This is a genomic window from Caballeronia sp. dw_19, assembly GCF_018449515.1.
In the GTDB taxonomy this organism is placed as follows: Bacteria; Pseudomonadota; Gammaproteobacteria; order Burkholderiales; family Burkholderiaceae; genus Caballeronia.
Map to the genome: position 1 here is coordinate 1 of NZ_JAAVUQ010000030.1, position 14,699 is coordinate 14,699.

The following is a 14,699-nucleotide window of genomic DNA, read 5'->3' on the forward strand; positions in this document are numbered from 1 at the left end:
AGACCCCGACCGCTAACCCCAAAACCACCACCCCAGCATCAACCCCGACCGCAAACGCCGAAACCCAGCAACCAGCCCCCAGCCCCCCGAGTGCGAACGAAAACCCATCTCCGGTATCATCCCCCCATGATTCGCAAATCACATTTCGATCCGCAGCGCGTGCGCGAAGAAATCGCCATCGCGGCGGCGCGGCTAATCGCCGAAGACGGCCTCGACTATTCCACCGCGAAGCGCAAAGCCGCCCGCCAGGTCGTCGGCGAAACACGCATTGCCGGCGAATGGCTCCCCGATAACGGTCAGATCGAAGATGAAATCCGCGAATACCAGGCAATCTTCCAAAGCGAAAGCCAACCAGCCGTCCTGCGGCGCATGCGCGAAGTCGCATTCGAATGGATGCAACGTCTCCAGCCATTCAACCCGTACCTGACCGGCGCCGTGCTAAACGGCACAGCTGGCGAACACTCGGACATCCACCTGCAATGCTTCTGCGATAACCCCAAGGAAGTCGCTATTTACCTGCTGAACGCGAACGTTCAATACGACGTATCGGAAACCCGGCATTTCGCCGGCCGCGGCTACGTCGAAACCCTGAGCTTCCTGATGCGCCCCTCGCGCGACGAAGAACCCATGGGCATTCACATCGCGCTCTACGACACCAACGACCTGCGCGGCGCCGTCCGCGCGGACGGCCGAGGCAAACTCGCCCGCGCAAGCGCCGCCGCCGTGCGCGCATTGCTCGACGAGCCCCCCGCCCCCACACTGGCACCCTCTCTATGAATTCCATGCGTATTGTTGCCGCCCTCGTTATCGCCATCGCGGCAACCGGCGGCGGTTTCTACGCCAGCCATCTGATGATGGGCGGCGAAACGAGCCAGGCAGCAGAAGCCACATCGAAACCAAGCGGCAACGCAGTCGATGAACTCTGGAAAGCACAGGTGCAAACCGCCGCAGGCACGCAGCAAGCACTTGCCTCATTCAAAGGCAAACCCGTGGTGGTGAACTTCTGGGCGTCGTGGTGCGGTCCCTGCGTGAAGGAAATGCCGACACTCGCGGCGCTGCATCGGGAATATGAGAAGAAAGGCATCACGTTTATTGGCCTCGGCGTCGATTCCGAGAAAAACGTCAACGCCTTTCTTCAGAAGGTACCCGTCGATTACCCAATCTACATCGCGGGCTTCGGCGGAGCCGATCTTGCCCGCAGTTTCGGCAATAACGTGGGCGCGCTGCCGTTCACCGTCGTCATCGACGCGAAAGGGGTGATTCGCTCGACAAAACTCGGCGAAGTCGATCCAAAAGAGCTGAAAGCAACGCTCGACGCCTTGTAAGACGGCCGTTTGATCCTCCGCAAATCGATATCGATCGCGGGGAGATGCCGTCATTTCAAGAAACTTTGCACGAAAATACGTGCAAAATACGCGAATACGTCCTTCCCCGCCCCCTGATCCGGGCCCCGGGCGGGTCGTGAAACTAGACAAAATTCTCTAAAGGGCGCTAAAGTGCGCCCAACTCCGCACAAACCAAAGCCACTATGTCACGACTGCTGGTCCTGCACGGCCCAAATCTTAATCTGCTCGGCACCCGCGAACCGGATGTCTACGGTCGGGTAACGCTCGCAGAAATCGATAAGGCCCTCGCAGAGAAGGCAGAGGCGGCCGGCGCGGAATTGTCTTCGTTTCAAAGCAATCATGAAGGCGCGATCGTGGACCGCATTCAGCAAGCGCGGACCGAACAGGTGGACTTCGTGCTGATCAATCCCGCTGCCTATACGCACACGAGCGTCGCAATCCGCGATGCCCTCGCAGGCGTGGCGCTGCCGTTCATCGAGATTCACTTGTCGAACGTGCACAAGCGGGAAGCTTTCCGGCACCACTCCTATTTCTCCGATCTGGCCGAAGCCGTGATTTGCGGCCTGGGCTGGAAAGGCTATCTGTACGCGCTCGACTTCGCCCTCGAGCGTCTTGCTGCGAATGCTGCTGTAAAGCTTGCTGCGAAGCCGGCTGAGCAGTCAGCTGAAAAGCCACGCGCTTGAGCCGCGATCCGCTCAAGGCAATTGAACTGCTCGCACAACGTGATGCGGAGCGCGCGTCCGCAACATCGGACAACGCTCCCATCGGCGGCGCCCAACTACCAAGTCAAGCACCGGAAAAAGCTTCCGGTCACCAAGCATTGAAAGGGGAATTTTCGATGGACCTTCGTAAACTTAAAACTCTTATCGACCTCGTCTCGGAATCCGGCATCTCGGAGCTGGAAGTCACCGAAGGCGAAGGCAAGGTTCGCATCGTCAAGAATGCCGCGCCGGTCTACATGCAGGCTCCGCAGTACATGCAGCAACCGATGCAGCAAGCGCCGCAATACGGCCCGCCGGGCGAAGCAGGCAATGCGGGCGCCGCCGCGCCGGCTACGCCCGCCGCCGTCGTGCCGCAAGGTCACGTGGTGACCTCGCCGATGGTCGGCTCGTTCTACCGCGCGCCGTCGCCGGGCGCCGACGCTTTCGTGCAAGTCGGAGACACCGTCAAGGAAGGCCAGACGCTTTGCATCATCGAAGCAATGAAGCTGTTGAATGAAATCGAGTCGGACAAGTCGGGCATCGTGAAGGAAATCCTGGTCGAAAACGGCCAGGCTGTCGAGTACGGTCAGCCGCTGTTCTTGATCGGCGATTGATTTCCCGCGATGCCGCCGGATGAAAGCGCAGTCAGTCGTCATGCGCCCAGCCGGTGGCCGCAGTACCCGGGCGCTCGCCAGCCTAGCCTGATTTCTTTTGGCTAACCGGCGAGACGCGCCGCCGATCTCCCAGGACCGCCGCGGGCAACCGTCCCGGTGTTCCATCGATGAGTCGAAACCTTGCTATGTTTGAAAAAATCCTCATTGCGAACCGTGGTGAAATCGCGCTTCGAATCCAGCGCGCGTGCCGCGAACTAGGCGTCAAGACGGTCATCGTCTATTCGGAAGCCGATAAAGAAGCCAAGTACGTGAAATTGGCCGATGAAGCCGTCTGTATCGGACCGGCTCCGTCCAACCTCAGCTACCTCAACATGCCGGCGCTGATCAGCGCCGCCGAAGTCACCGACGCCGAAGCGATCCACCCCGGCTACGGTTTCTTGTCAGAGAACGCGGACTTTGCGGAGCGTGTGGAGCAATCCGGCTTCACGTTCATCGGACCGCGTCCTGAAACCATCCGCTTGATGGGTGACAAAGTCTCCGCCAAGCAAACGATGATCAAGACGGGCGTGCCGTGCGTCCCGGGTTCCGAAGGCGCATTGCCCGACGATCCGAAGGAAATCGTGAAGATTGCACGCGCCGTGGGTTATCCGGTGATCATCAAGGCAGCGGGCGGCGGCGGTGGTCGCGGCATGCGCGTCGTGCACACCGAAGCGGCGCTGGTTAACGCGGTTAACATGACCCGCGAAGAAGCCGGCCGTGCATTCGGTAACCCGCAGGTCTACATGGAGAAATTCCTGGAGAACCCGCGGCACATTGAAATCCAGATCCTCGCCGATTCGTTCCGTAACGCAATCTGGCTGGGCGAACGCGATTGCTCCACGCAGCGCCGTCACCAGAAGGTGATTGAAGAAGCGCCGGCGCCGGGTATTGCGCGACGCCTGATCGAGCGCATTGGCGATCGTTGCGCCGACGCCTGCAAGAAGATGGGCTATCTCGGCGCGGGTACGTTCGAATTCCTGTACGAGAACAACGAGTTCTATTTCATCGAAATGAACACGCGCGTGCAGGTCGAACATCCGGTGACGGAGCTGATTACCGGCGTGGATATCGTGCAGGAACAGATCCGTATTGCTGCCGGCGAAAAGCTCGCGTTCCGCCAGAAGGACATCGTGTTTCGCGGTCACGCGATCGAATGCCGGATCAACGCGGAAGATCCGTTCAAGTTCACGCCGTCGCCGGGACGGTTGACGTCGTGGCATATGCCGGGCGGTCCGGGAATTCGTGTCGATTCGCATGCGTACAACGGCTATTTCGTGCCGCCGAACTACGATTCGATGATCGGCAAGCTGATCTCGTATGGCGCGACCCGCGAGCAGGCGATCAACCGCATGCGCATTGCGTTATCGGAAATGGTCGTGGAAGGCATTTCGACCAACATCCCGCTGCATCGCGAGATGATGATTGACGCGAAGTTCGTCGAAGGCGGCACGAGCATTCACTACCTCGAAAACAAGCTCGCCGCGCGCAAGGCGGCAGCTGCCGTCGCTGCGGAAGACGCGGCGCAATAATGCAACAACGCAATAAGTAAGGCTTCAAGATGAGCTACCGGGAATTGATCGCCGAGCTGGACCGGGAACACGCGGAAGCGTTGTCGGATGCGCTGCTGGAGTTGGGCGCGCTGTCGGTTTCGGTGGAAGACGCCGACGCCGATACTCCCGACGAGCAGCCTCTGTTCGGCGAACCCGGCCTCACGCCGGACCAGAAGGCGTGGAACCGCTCGCGCGTAGTCGCCCTTCTGGCGGACGCCGCCGACCCCGCCGTGCTGCTTGCGGCGGCGGCCAATGAAATAGGCTTGAAAGACACGCCGGCCTTCACGCTGCGCGATGTCGAAGATCAGGACTGGGTGCGCCTCACGCAATCCCAGTTCGATCCTATTCCTATCGGCAAGCGGATCTGGGTCGTGCCCTCGTGGCATGCAGCGCCCGATCCGGATGCACTCGTGCTCGAACTTGATCCAGGTCTCGCGTTCGGTACCGGCAGCCATCCGACTACGCGGCTGTGCATGGAATGGCTGGAGCAGTCGGTTGAACCGAACCAGTCCGTACTCGATTACGGTTGCGGTTCCGGCATCCTCGCGATCCTGGCGAAGAAATGCGGCGCGAACCCGGTGATTGGTATCGATATCGATCCGCAAGCGGTGGAATCCGCGCGTCAGAACAGCGAGCGCAATCACGCCGATGTCACCTACGGCTTGCCCGCCGATCTCGCCGAAGGGCAATTCGACATCGTGGTCGCGAACATTCTGTCGAACCCGCTGAAGCTGATGGCGTCGATGCTTTCCACACGCGTCAAACCGGGTGGACGCATTGCGTTATCAGGCATTCTGGCGCGCCAGGCCGACGAAGTTGCCGCGGTCTACGCACGCTGGATCGACATCAGCGTATGGCGGGAACACGAAGGCTGGGGGTGTCTTGCCGGTACCCGCCGCGAAAGCCTTTAGAATAGCGCCATCGTCCATCTACCGGCCTCTGGCCTTCGGCTACATATGGCGCTGGCAACCCGCTGTCCCCACTGCGAAACGGTTTTCCGTCTGGACCCGCATTTGCTCGCGCCGCACGACGGCCGCGTGCGGTGCGGTCATTGCCAGGAAATCTTCGACGCCGCTCATTACCAGTTCGACCGCGACGAAACCGTCATGGCCGCGCTGGCCGCAACCGCGCCTAATTACGGCGTAGATCCGGCAAGCCCGTGGGCAGAGAAGTCGAGTGCAGAGGTTTCCGCCGACAAGCGCGACGCACTGGGCATCCCTCTGCACCCGTTCGTCCCCACTACCGCCCTCGCGCCTCAGATCGAAGCGCAACACCCTCCGGTTACGCGCGCTGAACCGCTCGCGGGGCTCGCTGCCGCTGAAGCGGTTTCGCGCACGCGCGCGGACAGCGATTTTCCGGGAGAAGGACGCACTGAATTCCCGTGGCAAGCGGTCAATCGCGCTGAGGCGGACGCACAAGCTGATGCACCCGCCGACGCTCCCGCTCGCGCCGACCCGCGCGCCGATTCTTTCGTGGGCCGTAACGAAGGCGATTCGCTGAAGGAATCGCGCGCGGATCCCTTCATTGGCCGCACTGAAAGCGAAGCGCTTAACGAGTCACGCGCTGAATCACGCACAGAACCGTTCGTCGGCTGGAGCGCCCCGCGTGCGGAGCCGGAAACGCCCGCGCCGCGCCGCCCAGTCGATACAACCACCCGCTCCGAACCAGCCCCCCTCGGCACCACGCCCGCTGCGCCGTGGGCAACAGGCCCGGCCGAGCCAAGTTTTGGCGGCGCGGCTGCATCGTCCGAACCTGCTTCCGAGCCGTTCCCCGTTATCCGTGAAACGCGCGCGCCAGCCCGTTCGGGAATCGTGTGGAAGATCCTCGGCTCGTTGATCGCGCTCGTGCTGTTTGTCGCGTTGATCGCGCAGGTCGCCTGGTGGCAACGGGAGACCGTGATGGTCTACTGGCCCGCCTCGCAGCCGCTCTTCGCGCAAGCGTGCGAGCAGATTGGCTGCGTGGTCGCGCCGCCGAGGGATATCGATGGCCTGCAGATCGAGAACTCTGGTCTGCGCCAGGTGGACGGATCACACAAGCTTGAACTGAAACTCTCGCTACGCAATCGCTTCGACGTGGCGATCGCCTATCCGGCGCTGGAGCTCACCCTCCTCGACGACAAGAACAACGTCGCGATCCGGCGTGTCCTGTGGCCGCAAGACTATGCGCGTCCGGGCACGGTGATCGGCGCAGGTCTCGCCGCGCGCAGTACGCAGCCCGTGATCGTCCGACTCGATACCGGCGACGCGGTCGCGGCGAATTATCGCGTGCAGATTTTTTATCCCTGATTTGTCCGTGACACGCGCCTGCTTTGGCCGGTCTGTTGATGCGCGTCTGCTTCAGCGTCCGCTTTCACGTTTTTACGCTTAACCGTTTTCTACGCGTTTTCTGCGCGTGCCCTGTGATCAGTCAGTCGTTTTTTTCCGCGCGTGTCTCTCGTCCGTCCCCGGTCGAGCGACGCGCATATTCCCTGAACATCAGACACTTTCTGGAGTAGACATGAGCCAAGTTACCCTCGGTGGCAACCCGATCGAAGTGGCAGGCACGTTCCCGGCAGCCGGCGCAAAAGCAGCCGATTTCACCCTGGTCGGCAAGGATCTGGGCAATCTGACGCTGGCGAGTTTCGCTGGCAAGCGCAAGGTGCTGAACATCGTGCCGAGCCTCGACACGCCGACGTGCGCCACCTCCACGCGCAAGTTCAACGTGGCCGCTGCCGGACTCGACAACACGGTGGTCGTGGTCGTCTCGGGCGACCTGCCCTTCGCGGCAACGCGCTTCTGCACGACGGAAGGTATCGAGAACGTGGTGACGGCATCGACGTTCCGCGGCCATGACTTCGCGAAGGCCTACGGCGTCGATGTCACGAGCGGACCGCTGACGGGCCTGACGGCGCGCGCAGTGGTCGTGATCGATGAAAACGACAAGGTGCTGTACTCGGAACTCGTGCCGGAAATCAAGAACGAGCCGAACTACGATGCAGCGCTGGCCGCGTTGAAGTAAGCATCGAAGAACGCAGGCCGGTTGCGGCCTGCCTCTTCCCGAGCGGCGGCGAGCTGCATCTCGATCCGCGCCTCGCCGCGCCGGAACATCTGAAGCACGACAGTTATTCAGTCAGCCGTGACGGGTTCAACCCGCCACGGCGGTCAAGCGGCAATGCGCATCCGTGACGGGGTGGAACACCCGCCGCGTGACGAATGCGCAGCGTTTCATGCAGGCATGCACGGTAACTCAAGCCTGCGCGCACTTTCATCGACGCTTTCATAGATCTACTTTCAGGGAATTCGCCAGTGTCTACGCTTATCTGCGGCTCGCTCGCCTACGACAACATCATGACTTTCCAGGGCCGCTTCGGCGACCACATCCTGCCGGACCAGGTGCATCAGTTGAACATCAGCTTCCTCGTCCCCACGATGCGGCGCAACTTCGGCGGCTGCGCGGGCAACATTGCGTACGCGCTGAACCTGCTCGGCGGCGACGCGAAGATCATGGCGACGCTCGGCGAAGCCGACGCCCAGCTTTATCTCGATCGTTTCGATGCGCTGGGTTTGTCGAGGGAATATGTGCGCGTGCTGCCCGACCAGCACTCGGCGCAATGCTTCATCACCACCGATCTCGGGAACAACCAGATCACCGCGTTCCATCCGGGGGCGATGATGGATTCGCACCTGAACCACGCCGGCGAAACCAAGGGCGTCACGCTGGGCATCGTTGCACCGGACGGCGCTGATGGCATGCGTCAGCACGTCGAGGAACTGGCGGCAGCGGGCGTGCCCTTCGTCTTCGATCCGGGTCAGGGCCTGCCGATTCTCGAAGGTGTGGAACTTCGTCGCATGATTGAACTTGCCACATACGTGGCAGTCAACGATTACGAGGCGAAATTGTTGAGCAACAAGACCGGCTGGTCGATCGACGACATCTTGAGCCGCGTCGAAGCACTCGTGATTACGCGCGGCGAACACGGTGCGCAGATTTTGCACGCTGAAGGTATCGAAGAAATTCCGGCCGTGACGGCGCAGAAAGTCGTCGATCCGACCGGTTGCGGCGACGCGTTCCGCGGTGGCTTGCTGTATGGCATCGAGAACAAGCTGGGCTGGGCAAAAACAGGCCGTCTCGCCAGCCTGATGGGTGCGCTGAAAATCGAACATCAGGGACCGCAGACGTATGCGCCCTCCCGTGCCGAGATCGGCGAGCGCTTCGAGCAGGCGTTTGGTTCGGCGCTCCCAGGGTTTTAAGCAGTGCAGTGAAGAAGGTTGAAATGCGTCATTGAAGCGAATTTGAACGACGCTTCGGCAATGACATGTACCGGCAGGCCGTTGGCTTTTTCAAGCAACGGCCTGCCGTAATTTTGTGGAGTGAAGAATGAAGATAACAAGTCGTATGGCGCTGATAGCAGCGCTTTTTAGCTCCGTCGTCATGACGGGATGCGCCTATAACAGCAGTTCGCCCGATGTGTACACCGCGTCGCAAGCCCAGCGCGAAGAGACGGTCCGCATGGGTACCGTCGACAGCGTGCGCGGCGTGAAGATCAGCACGAACAACGGCCAGCCTAGTGGGCTTGGCGCTATCGGCGGCGGTGCGCTGGGTGCGGTGGCAGGCAGCGCGCTCGGCGGCGGGAATGGCTCGATCGTGACAGGGATTATCGGTGGGATTGTGGGTGCGGTGGCGGGCAATGCTGTCGAGAACGGCGTCGCCGTGCAGAACGGACTGGAGATCACCGTGCGCCTGGATAACGGCGACATGCGCGCCATTACGCAAACCGCAACCGGTGAAGTGTTCCAGGCCGGCGAGCGGGTTCGGTTGCTTTCCAGCGGCGGTGTGACGCGAGTGACGCACTAGCGCGGATGAAGTGCCGGCGTGATCGAATCGGTCTTGCCGGGGTGGGAGAAAAGCGCGTGTGCCTTCGGTCGCATGCGCTTTTTTTTCGTCCGCGAGCCGGGTGTGCGTCTCACGTGGGAATGCTGAGAGCACGCAGCGGCGCTGCTCCGCTACATGTCTACATATGACGACGGTCGATAAAAAAACCCGCTGCCGGCAACCACCGGGAGCGGGTTTGGACCGCGTAGCACTACACGGTCACGAGACACATCGCGTGTGTCGAAGTACTGCGTTACAGCCTGCGCTTACGGACGGCTGCCCGTCGGGAACGGCCATGCAGCGGCCGGATTCAATGCCGTCTTGACCGTTGCAGCCGGGGCCGGCGCTGCAGGTGTCGTTGCCGTCGCCGGTGCTACAGCAGCCGTCTTCTTCGCAGCGGCAGCCTTCTTGGCCGGAGCCTTTTTAGCAACCGGAGCGGGCGCTGCAGCAGGAGCAGGAACCGCTACCGGAGCAGCAGCTACAGCAGCCTTCTTCGCAGCAGGGGCAGCCTTCTTGGCGGGCGCAGCCTTCTTGGCGGCCGCCTTTTTGGCAGGTGCCTTCTTAGCAGGCGCCTTTTTAGCAGCGGCCTTTTTAGCGGCAGCCTTTTTGGCGGGGGCCTTCTTGGCCGCAGCCTTCTTGGCAGGCGCCTTTTTAGCAGCAGCCTTTTTAGCAGGCGCCTTCTTGGCGGCAACCTTCTTGGCCGCTGCCTTCTTCGCAGGCGCCTTCTTGGCTGCAACCTTCTTCACTGCAACTTTCTTGGCGGCAACTTTCTTCGCCGGCGCCTTCTTAGCAGCGACCTTCTTGGCTGCAACCTTCTTCGCCGCAACCTTCTTCACTGCGACTTTCTTGGCTGCAACCTTCTTCACTGCAACTTTCTTCGCAGCCGGTGCCTTCTTCGCTACCGTTGCCTTCTTGGCAGCCGTTTTCTTAACAGCCGGTTTCGCTGCAGCTTTCTTTGCGACGGATTTCTTGGCTAATGCCATCATTTTCTCCTTCAGGTTTCAAGATGAGAGTCAGTTCAAACAACACCCTTCGTCAAAACCCGCTTCCCGCGTGGGCTTCTCAGGACGCACGCTGCGAAGCGGATTATTCATCGGCGTACGCTGATGGAGCCTGCTTACGCTAATGAATACGGCAAGGCGCGCAGTGCCACAAGGCACCGCGCGCCAAATTAAGTCAGCACCAGAAGAAGGTGCCAGCAATCGCTTGATCGGGCCGTCGGCGCTGCCGACGGCATATTTCGGGGGGAAGTTTGCCCGTCCCACTGAAGGGTCCGCAAAACGCCTGTCATCTTTTTGGGCGGTTAAGCCACAAGGCGCACTTTGCATCAGGCGACCGTTCTCCTAAACCTGTTGGCCGGCGCGCGCGCAATCTTGATCGCACGCAATGGCGCCGGTTTGCCATTCATCCCGTCTACTCGGCGCCCTCTGCGGGCGCCTGGTCTGCTTTGATTCGTTGCGGCAATGCGTCCATTGCCGCTGGCTGACGCTGATTCGCTTATTCCCAGGTCAGCGCGCCGCCGGTCTGATACTCAATCACTCGCGTCTCGAAGAAGTTGCGTTCCTTCTTCAAGTCGATCATCTCGCTCATCCACGGGAACGGATTTTCTTCGTTCGGGAACAGCGGGTCGAGGCCGATCTGCTGGCAACGACGATTACAGATGAAACGCAAATAGCTCTTGAACATGGAGGCATTCAGACCGAGCACGCCGCGCGGCATCGTGTCTTCTGCGTACCGGTATTCCAGTTCGACGGCTTCCTGGAAGATCTCGCGGATCTCCGCGCGAAATTCCGGCGTCCACAGTTGCGGTTCTTCAAGCTTGATCTGGTTGATCAGGTCGATGCCGAAGTTGCAGTGCATCGACTCGTCGCGCAGGATGTACTGATACTGCTCGGCTGCGCCCGTCATCTTGTTCTGACGACCCAGCGCCAGGATCTGCGTAAAGCCGACGTAGAAGAAGAGCCCTTCCATCACGCAAGCAAACACGATCAGCGACTTCAGCAATTTCTGGTCCGCTTCAAGCGTACCGGTGGTGAATGCCGGATCGGTCAGCGTGTTGATGAACGGAATCAGGAACTCGTCCTTCGCGCGGATCGAGTCGACCTCGTGATACGCGTTGAAGATTTCGCTCTCGTCCAGACCCAGCGATTCGACGATGTACTGATACGCGTGCGTGTGGATCGCTTCCTCGAACGCCTGGCGCAGCAGGAACTGCCGGCACTCGGGCGCCGTGATGTGGCGATACGTCCCGAGCACGATGTTGTTGGCGGCGAGCGAGTCGGCCGTGACGAAGAAACCCAGGTTGCGCTTCACAATCCGGCGTTCGTCGTCGGAGAGGCCGTTCGGGTCCTTCCACAGCGCGATGTCGCGCGACATGTTCACTTCCTGCGGCATCCAGTGGTTTGCACAACCCGCCAGATACTTTTCCCACGCCCACTTGTACTTGAACGGCACCAGCTGATTCACGTCGGTCTTGCCGTTGATGATGCGCTTGTCCGCCACATTCACCCGCTTGGCACTTGCTGCCGCGATGTCGCTGGCGCTGGGTGCTGCGGGAGCAACGAAGTCGCTCGCAAAAATATTCGGTGCCGCTGCCGTTTGATGAGTCGTTTGAAGAACGCCATGACCAGCGACTTGCGTGGCTGCATGCGAAGTGACTGGAGCTGCAGCACGCGACGCCTGGCTGACTGCTTGGCTGAAACCCGCAACCTGACCCGCCGGGTTACGCAACGTGTTGTGTTGCGAACCGTTCGAGGGAGTTACGGCAGTGGTCTCGTCATCCCAGTTGAGCATAAATTCTCACCATCAATTTAGATCGGTTTGTACCATCTTTCCATGAGCGATAAAAGAGCTTGCTCATAAAAATCCTGTTTTCGTGTTGACGCTGCTACTTGCATACAACACTTTGCGTCGAGCTCACTGCTTGAAGCTTCATGCGAAGTCTCTTTGAACGTGTTCGATGCAGTGCTTGCTCAGTGCTTCTTCAAGCTCTTTCAGCGTTGCTTTTGCTTGGAGCAGCTGCATCGTCCGGCTCTGCTGTGAATCGTGTTGCGTGTGGTCCTGCGTGCGTAATTAGCGTGGTCGTTAAGCGTGAGATCGAATAGCTTTCACTGCGTGATTGCTTCGATGAAAACTGGTGCATCCGCGTCTTCGCGCAGCGCGCGATCGTCCAGTTAAGTGCTGCTCGCGACTCGCTCAAATTGGTTGAGCCAAGCTTCGGATCATGACCTTCGACGACCCGCTTCAACCCGCATTTCGAGTGCTTGTTCACTCTAAAAAAACCGTTGCGCCGAGCTCGCGATTACACGTGTCTTGCTGCGGAAAACGATACGCTGACGCGTCTCGTTTCCATGTCGAAAGTGTAGCACTCGACGCCGTCATCGCAAAGGCAAAACCACAAAATATTGGGTGTTTTGAGCCTGTGACGACTACCTATAGTACAAACGAATACGTCATGCAAGTGCGGATTTCAAGCGTGAAAATGCGGCCGCGAGCTCACGGAGGCACCGCGGACGCGCGCATGAATCACCCGGCAGCGGCCGCTTGCACACGCCTTTTCAACCTCGCTTGCCGCGCAGCGGCGTGAGTAATTCACGCAAGTTGTTGTGATCGATTTCGTGCATCAGCGCGAGCAGCCGGCCAAGTTGTCCTGCAGGAAAACCCTCACGCGCGAACCACGCGAGATAGTGGCCGGGCAGGTCCGCGATCAAGCGGTCCTTGTACTTTCCATAGGGCATCTTCTGCGTGACAAGACGCTGCAGATCTTCGGGGTCCATCGTCGTTCTCCTCGGGTTTTATCGTCGCCGGATGTCGCTCGAGTGTCGCTCATCACGGCACTTCGCGATGTCGCTGTCATGATATCGATGCCATAATCCCAGCTTCCCGCCGCGAAGAGATCCCCTTCCGTTCTCCATGTCGCTAGCCATCAAAGCTTTCGCTGCCCCTCTTATCGTCGCCTGCGCGATGTTCATGGAAAGCGTCGATGCCAACGTCATCGTCACCGCAATCCCCGAAATGGCCAAAGCTTTCGGCCGAGACCCCGTCACACTGAAGATCGCCGTCACCAGTTATGTGCTCGGCCTCGGGGTCTTCATCCCGATCTGCGGCTGGGTCGCCGACCGCTTCGGCGCGCGCACGATCTTCCGTCTCGCTATTGGCATCTTCGTCGCCGGCTCCATCCTGTGCGCGGCGTCCACCTCGCTGATCCCGTTCACGCTCGCGCGCTTCGTCCAGGGCGTAGGCGGCGCGATGATGGTGCCGGTCGGCCGGATCATCATCTTCCGCTCCGTGCGGCGCTCCGAATTCATCCGCGCGATGAACTACCTCTCGGTGCCCGCCATGTTCGGCCCCGCCGTCGGACCGCTGCTCGGCGGCTTCATCACCACCTATCTGCACTGGCGCCTGATCTTCTTCATCAACATCCCGATCGGCATCCTTGGCATCTACCTGACCAACCGCTACATCGGTAATGCGCGCGAACCGCATCCCGGACCGCTGGACTGGTTCGGTTTCTTTTTGTCGGCGAGCGGCGGCACATTGTTTCTGCTCGGGCTCTCGCTGATCGGCGGCGAATTGGTCTCCGATCTCACCGCGACGATCATGACGCTCGCCGGCGTGGCCTTCCTCATCGTGTATTTACTGCACTCGCGACGCATAAAACTGCCACTCCTCGATCTGCGCTTCCTGCGCGTGCCGACGTTCCAGGCGAGCGTGGTGGGCGGCTCGCTGTTTCGCATCGGCCTGGGCGCAGTGCCATTTCTGCTCCCACTCGCCATGCAGGAAGGGCTCGGCATGAGCGCGTTCAAGTCCGGTTCGATCACCTGCGCGTCGGCGTTTGGCGGCATGTTCATGCGCTCGCTCGCGTCGCGCGTGCTGCACCGGTTCGGCTTTCGGCAGACGCTGATGGTCAACGCGGCGCTGTCGGGCATCGCGATCGCCGCGTGCGGCATGTTCTATCCGGGCACACCGACGTGGCTCATCTGGGCCGTCGTGCTGCTCGGTGGTTTTTTCCCGGCGTTGCAATTCACGAGCCTCAACTCGCTGACGTATGCCGAGATCGAAAGCCGCGATGTGGGTCGTGCGACGAGTCTCGGGAGTTTTATCCAGCAGGTGTCGCTCGGGTTGGGCGTGACAATCGGTGGAATCGCGCTGCAAATTTCGCATTCCCTGCAGGGACATCCGCAGATCGTCTGGTCGGATTTCTGGCCTGCGTTCGTCGTCGTCGGATTGTTTTCGTTTCTTTCGATTCCGATTACCGCGAAGTTGGCACGCGACGCGGGGCATGAGATATCGAGGGGAACACGGGGGTGACGCGCATGCGCGTCGCTTCGAAGCGGCGGTGACGATACCTATAGGAAGGCCGACCTGAATTCGTCAGCCCGGTCCATTGTCGAAAAGCCGATGCATCTTCGGTGCCGGCTTCTGATTTCAATCGCTGCAACGCTTCTGAACTCGACGAGCGTAAATACAAATACAAAAGGCTCGCTCCGAATCCGATCGCCCAAGCCGATTGCGGAAAGGGCAAACGCTTCGGGACCGCGACTCAAATTTCAAACGCCGCGAGCTACCGGAACTCGGCGAGCACAAATAGAAAAGGCC

16 protein-coding genes are annotated in these 14,699 nt (G+C 60.3%); 11 read left to right on the top strand and 5 right to left on the bottom strand.

The annotated features are described in order from the left end of the window. Positions 1 to 126 precede the first annotated feature (126 nt). The 8 genes from HB376_RS29790 to tpx all read left to right on the top strand — a co-directional run bounded on the left by HB376_RS29790 (position 127) and on the right by tpx (position 7,247). The gene (locus HB376_RS29790) at positions 127 to 777 is read left to right on the top strand and encodes a UDP-N-acetylmuramate--alanine ligase (RefSeq protein WP_213767273.1); all 651 of its coding nucleotides are present in this window, start codon (positions 127 to 129) and stop codon (positions 775 to 777) included. Continuing rightward, complete coding sequence (locus HB376_RS29795) at positions 774 to 1,325, top strand: TlpA disulfide reductase family protein (RefSeq protein WP_213767274.1); 552 nt, start codon at positions 774 to 776, stop codon at positions 1,323 to 1,325. Before HB376_RS29790 ends, HB376_RS29795 begins: the two co-directional genes overlap by 4 nt. Before the next feature lie 203 nt (positions 1,326 to 1,528). Then, positions 1,529 to 2,029, top strand: a complete 501-nt coding sequence (aroQ, locus tag HB376_RS29800; RefSeq protein WP_213767275.1) for a type II 3-dehydroquinate dehydratase — start codon at positions 1,529 to 1,531, stop codon at positions 2,027 to 2,029. 155 nt (positions 2,030 to 2,184) lie between these two features. Beyond that, positions 2,185 to 2,661, top strand: coding sequence for an acetyl-CoA carboxylase biotin carboxyl carrier protein (accB, locus tag HB376_RS29805; protein ID WP_213767276.1), 477 nt, complete (start codon positions 2,185 to 2,187; stop codon positions 2,659 to 2,661). 185 nt (positions 2,662 to 2,846) lie between these two features. Further along, positions 2,847 to 4,229, top strand: a complete 1,383-nt coding sequence (gene accC, locus HB376_RS29810) for an acetyl-CoA carboxylase biotin carboxylase subunit (RefSeq protein WP_031360758.1) — start codon at positions 2,847 to 2,849, stop codon at positions 4,227 to 4,229. A 29-nt stretch (positions 4,230 to 4,258) separates the two neighbouring features. After that, the gene (gene prmA, locus HB376_RS29815) at positions 4,259 to 5,161 is read left to right on the top strand and encodes a 50S ribosomal protein L11 methyltransferase (protein ID WP_213767277.1); all 903 of its coding nucleotides are present in this window, start codon (positions 4,259 to 4,261) and stop codon (positions 5,159 to 5,161) included. A gap of 45 nt (positions 5,162 to 5,206) precedes the next feature. Next, positions 5,207 to 6,535 carry a zinc-ribbon and DUF3426 domain-containing protein gene (locus tag HB376_RS29820; RefSeq protein ID WP_213767278.1) on the top strand — a complete coding sequence of 443 codons (1,329 nt, stop codon included), beginning with the start codon at positions 5,207 to 5,209 and terminating at the stop codon, positions 6,533 to 6,535. 211 nt (positions 6,536 to 6,746) lie between these two features. Further along, positions 6,747 to 7,247, top strand: a complete 501-nt coding sequence (tpx, locus tag HB376_RS29825) for a thiol peroxidase (protein ID WP_213767279.1) — start codon at positions 6,747 to 6,749, stop codon at positions 7,245 to 7,247. Here the strand turns inward: tpx and HB376_RS41295 are convergent. Next, positions 7,217 to 7,345: a hypothetical protein gene (locus HB376_RS41295; protein WP_255631634.1), complete on the bottom strand. Its 129-nt coding sequence runs from the start codon at positions 7,343 to 7,345 to the stop codon at positions 7,217 to 7,219. The two genes, tpx and HB376_RS41295, sit on opposite strands and share 31 nt — an antisense overlap. 189 nt (positions 7,346 to 7,534) lie before the next feature. On the opposite strand from HB376_RS41295, the gene HB376_RS29830 reads away from it, so the two are divergent. Beyond that, positions 7,535 to 8,479 (top strand): PfkB family carbohydrate kinase, encoded by a 945-nt coding sequence (locus HB376_RS29830; protein ID WP_213767280.1) that lies wholly within the window; start codon positions 7,535 to 7,537, stop codon positions 8,477 to 8,479. A gap of 127 nt (positions 8,480 to 8,606) precedes the next feature. Next, positions 8,607 to 9,083: a glycine zipper 2TM domain-containing protein gene (locus HB376_RS29835; RefSeq protein WP_213767281.1), complete on the top strand. Its 477-nt coding sequence runs from the start codon at positions 8,607 to 8,609 to the stop codon at positions 9,081 to 9,083. Positions 9,084 to 9,367: 284 nt separating this feature from the next. On the opposite strand, the gene HB376_RS29840 is transcribed toward HB376_RS29835, so the two are convergent. The 4 genes from HB376_RS29840 to HB376_RS29850 form a co-directional block, all read right to left on the bottom strand. After that, complete coding sequence (locus HB376_RS29840; RefSeq protein ID WP_213767282.1) at positions 9,368 to 10,084, bottom strand: histone H1-like repetitive region-containing protein; 717 nt, start codon at positions 10,082 to 10,084, stop codon at positions 9,368 to 9,370. A 30-nt stretch (positions 10,085 to 10,114) separates the two neighbouring features. Further along, positions 10,115 to 10,429 carry a hypothetical protein gene (locus HB376_RS41300; protein WP_255631635.1) on the bottom strand — a complete coding sequence of 105 codons (315 nt, stop codon included), beginning with the start codon at positions 10,427 to 10,429 and terminating at the stop codon, positions 10,115 to 10,117. A gap of 169 nt (positions 10,430 to 10,598) precedes the next feature. Beyond that, positions 10,599 to 11,894, bottom strand: coding sequence for a ribonucleotide-diphosphate reductase subunit beta (locus tag HB376_RS29845; RefSeq protein ID WP_213767283.1), 1,296 nt, complete (start codon positions 11,892 to 11,894; stop codon positions 10,599 to 10,601). Between the two features lie 764 nt (positions 11,895 to 12,658). After that, the gene (locus tag HB376_RS29850) at positions 12,659 to 12,877 is read right to left on the bottom strand and encodes a DUF3820 family protein (protein ID WP_213767284.1); all 219 of its coding nucleotides are present in this window, start codon (positions 12,875 to 12,877) and stop codon (positions 12,659 to 12,661) included. A gap of 136 nt (positions 12,878 to 13,013) precedes the next feature. Between HB376_RS29850 and HB376_RS29855 the strand changes: the two genes are divergently transcribed. Beyond that, positions 13,014 to 14,411 carry an MFS transporter gene (locus tag HB376_RS29855; protein WP_213767285.1) on the top strand — a complete coding sequence of 466 codons (1,398 nt, stop codon included), beginning with the start codon at positions 13,014 to 13,016 and terminating at the stop codon, positions 14,409 to 14,411. Positions 14,412 to 14,699 lie beyond the last annotated feature (288 nt).